A 3675-nucleotide genomic window follows, 5' to 3' on the forward strand; every position below is an offset into this window, starting at 1 on the left:
GGGTGCGCTCCCACAAAGGCACGGCGGGCCTGGAGGGCGCCGCGCCTTGAAACTCCCGTGACTTGCCTTCACCCAAGTGCTATCAAGCGCCTCCTCCCGCGCCGCCGCCTCCCAAGGACGACCTCCCCATGCTGTTCCGCTGGTTCGAATCGCTGATCGACGCGTTCCGCGAACCCGTCGACGGCATGCCGCCGTCGTCGGTCTGGCGCTTCTACGTGTTTTATCTGCGCCAGGTRTGGCCGGTGTTCGCCGCCGCGCTGGTGGTGGGCTTTGGCGTGGCGCTGGTGGAGGTGTCGCTGTTCGGCTTCATCGGCAGCATCGTGGATATGGCCAAGGGTGCGCCGGTCGCCGACTTCTTCCACCTGCACGGCAACGAACTGCTGTGGATGGGTTTCGTGGCGCTGATCGCACGCCCGATCCTGATCGGCGCGCACGACCTGCTGGTGAACCAGGCCATCGTGCCCAACCTCACCAACCGCATCCGCTGGCAGAACCATCGCTATGTGATCCGCCAGAGCCTGGGCTTTTTCCAGAACGACTATGCCGGTCGCATCGCCAACCGCATCATGCAGACCTCAGGCGCGCTGCGTGAATCGGCGGTGCAGATCGTGGATGCGATCTGGTACGTGGCGATTTACACCGGCAGCGCCATTTTCATGTTCGCCAAGGCCGATGTGTGGCTCGCCGTGCCGCTGGTGGTGTGGCTCATCGCCTATGTGGCCACGCTGCGCTATTTCGTGCCGCGCACCAAGGAGCGCTCATGGCGCCAGTCAGAGGCGCGYTCGCGSCTGATGGGGCGCATCGTCGAYGGCTACAGCAACATCCTCACGCTGAAGTTGTTTGCGCATACGCAGCGCGAGGAGGCCTATGTGGCCGATGCGATGGGCGAACAGATCAGGCGCATGCGCGCGATGACGCGCCTGACCACGGCCATGGACGCGACCATCACCACCTTGAACGGTTTTCTGATCGTCGGCACCTCGGCGCTGGCGCTATGGCTATGGAGCCAGGGCAAGGTCACCGTGGGCGCGATTGCGCTGAGCACCGGCCTGGTCATCCGCATCAACAACATGTCCGGCTGGATCATGTGGGTGATCAACGGCATCTTTGAAAACGTCGGCACCGTGCAGGACGGCATCGAGACCATCTCCAAGCCCCGCACCGTGCAGGACCGCGACGGCGCCATGCCGCTGGAAGTGACTGAAGGCGCCGTGCACTTCGAAGACATCCACTTCCACTACGGCAAGAAGGGCGGCGTGATCGCCGGCCTTGATCTCAAGGTGCGCGGTGGCGAGAAGATCGGCGTGGTCGGCCCCTCCGGCGCCGGCAAATCGACTCTCGTGAATGTGCTGTTGCGCCTGTACGACCTTGAAGCGGGGCGCATCCTGATCGATGGCCAGGACATCGCCSRSGTGGCGCAGGAAAGCCTGCGCGCGCAGATCGGCRTGGTSACGCAGGACACCTCGCTGCTGCATCGCCCGATACGCGACAACCTGCTGTACGGCCGACCCGATGCCACCGAGCCGCAGGTGATCGAAGCCGTGCGCAAGGCGCGCGCCGAGGAATTCATTCCGCAACTGGTCGATGGCGAAGGCCGCGTGGGTTACGACGCGCACGTGGGCGAGCGCGGCGTGAAGCTCAGCGGCGGCCAGCGCCAGCGCATCGSCATCGCTCGCGTGCTGCTGAAAGATGCGCCGATCCTGATCCTGGACGAAGCGACCTCGGCACTGGATTCGGATGCCGAAGCGGCGATCCAGGACAGTCTGGAAGTGCTGATGCGCGGCAAGACCGTCATCGCCATCGCCCACCGCCTGTCCACCATTGCGCGCATGGATCGCCTGGTGGTGATGGACAAGGGTGAGATCGTGGAAACCGGCACACATGCGGAACTGATCATGCGTGGCGGCCTCTATGCGCGTCTCTGGCAGCGCCAGACCGGTGGTTTCGTGGCGGCGGAGGATCCGGCCGAGGACAACGCGCTGGCGTGAAAGCGGGCGAGCATGTCGCAGCCACTGCTGCCATCGCTGTGAATATTCGCCAGTGGCCTGAGCTTTATTTTGTTCTGCATTTCACGGGCATCACCGCAGCATGGTCGGTGCACACGCAGTGGAGTTTCGACATGCCTACCGAACGCGCTTTGGCTCGCGCCCGCAAAGATCAACGCCAGGGCAAGTCGGCCAGCACCCAGGCCGGCGAGTTCGTGCGCGAGGAAATTGAGCGCATCCGCGAAGGTGTGCATGGCGCGCGTTCGCCGGAACAGGCCATTGCGATTGGCCTGTCGCAGGCGCGCCGCGCGGGCATCGATGTGCCGGCGCAGAAGGGCGCCAAGAGCACCCGCAAGAAACCGGTCGCCAAGAAGCGCGCGATGACAAAGGCCGCCTCAGCCAAGCGCAGTCGAGCGACATTACAGGCGCTCAAGCGCGAGAGCACGGCGTCGGCTTCGCATGCCGCGCTGTCCAAGCACGCGCGCAAGGCCGCCGCTGCCCGCACCCCAGCCGAACGTTCCGCCGCGGCCAAGAAGGCCTCGCGAACCAAGGGGCCTGCAGTACGCAAGGCCGCGGCGAAGAAGGCCGCTGCGACCAGCAGCCGAGCGGCGGGCGCCGTGCGTGCAGCACGTACGCGCGCCATGCGCTCACGCGCGCGCTGACTGCTAGCGGTCGAAGACCAACAGGGTTGAGGTGGCCGTACCGTACAGGCGGCCCTGGGCGTCCATCAGGCTGGCTTCCGCGAAGGCCACGCGGCGCCCCATGGTGCGCACGCGGCCCTCGGCGCGGACGCGACCCGTATCGCGTGTCATCGCTTTTTGGAAGGTGACCTTGAGCTCCAGCGACGTATACGCCTGCTCCGCGGTGAGCCGCGAATGCACCGCGCAGCCGCATGCCGAATCCAGCAGCGTGGCGAAATAGCCGCCATGGACGATGCCCATCGGGTTGTACGCATGCACGCCGGGCACACCTTCGAATGCCGCGTAGCCTTCACCCACGTCCACGAGATCGAAATCCAGCGAGTCGCCGATGCCCGGGCGCTGGCCCGAGGCGATGAATGCGCGCAATTGCTCCAGCCCGCTAAGGCCCTGGCCGATCTCGGTAATCATGCTCACGATGCGGACTCCAGGCCCAGGCGCTGTTTCAGCAGGTGCCGCGAATCGGCCAGGATCGCATCAGAACGCTTGGCGTCCGTCTCCACCCTGGCCAGCGACAAGGCGCCGACCAATTCGGACACGGTGGAACGAGCCAGGGTCTGCGGATCGCTATAGCCCAAGGCGGTGAATCGCTCCGCCATGGCGTCGGTGAGACGGCGCGCGCCGTCGGCAAACAGCGCACGGGTCTGCTCGGGGAGGCGCGGCAGATCAGAGGCCAGCGCAGCCATGGGACAGCCGCTGGCGCGCGCGTCGCGATGCTTTTTCGACAGATAGAAATCGATGTAGTTGGCCAGCCCCTGGGCGGGGGCGTGGCCTTCCATCTCATGCTTCAGGCGCGCACGCGACTCCTCGAACATCTGCTCGATCGCCGCCGTGACCAGTTCATCCTTGGACTTGAAGTGGGCATAGAAGCCGCCGTGGGTGAGACCGGCCTCGGCCATTACGCCGGCGACGCCAATGCGGTCAGGACCGTCCTGACGGATCGCCTTGGCCGCCACTTCCAGTACTTTGCTGCGGGTTTTCTGTTTGTGTTC

General features: G+C 65.3%; 4 protein-coding genes. 2 read left to right on the forward strand and 2 right to left on the reverse strand.

Annotated features, from left to right (window positions below):
• Positions 1-131 precede the first annotated feature (131 nt).
• Positions 132-1988, forward strand: coding sequence for an ABC transporter ATP-binding protein (locus AC1DMG_RS20835; protein WP_477181032.1), 1857 nt, complete (start codon positions 132-134; stop codon positions 1986-1988).
• Between the two features lie 131 nt (positions 1989-2119).
• A complete protein-coding gene (locus AC1DMG_RS20840) occupies positions 2120-2647 on the forward strand; it encodes a DUF6496 domain-containing protein (RefSeq protein WP_441603417.1) in 528 nt (175 codons plus the stop codon).
• A 3-nt stretch (positions 2648-2650) separates the two neighbouring features.
• On the opposite strand, the gene AC1DMG_RS20845 is transcribed toward AC1DMG_RS20840, so the two are convergent.
• Together AC1DMG_RS20845 and AC1DMG_RS20850 are read right to left on the reverse strand one after the other, a co-directional pair.
• Positions 2651-3094 carry a PaaI family thioesterase gene (locus AC1DMG_RS20845; RefSeq protein WP_441603576.1) on the reverse strand — a complete coding sequence of 148 codons (444 nt, stop codon included), beginning with the start codon at positions 3092-3094 and terminating at the stop codon, positions 2651-2653.
• Positions 3095-3096: 2 nt separating this feature from the next.
• Positions 3097-3675: TetR/AcrR family transcriptional regulator (locus tag AC1DMG_RS20850; protein ID WP_477181031.1), on the reverse strand; the 579-nt coding region annotated here is incomplete at its 5' end.

The organism is Dyella sp. 01N36, assembly GCF_056399745.1.

Bases quoted from the DNA above. Each gene is read 5' to 3' on its own strand.
- AC1DMG_RS20840 (WP_441603417.1), top strand. From the start codon at position 2,120: ATGCCTACCGAACGCGCTTTGGCTCGCGCCCGCAAAGATCAACGCCAG.
- AC1DMG_RS20845 (WP_441603576.1), bottom strand. From the start codon at position 3,094: ATGATTACCGAGATCGGCCAGGGCCTTAGCGGGCTGGAGCAATTGCGC.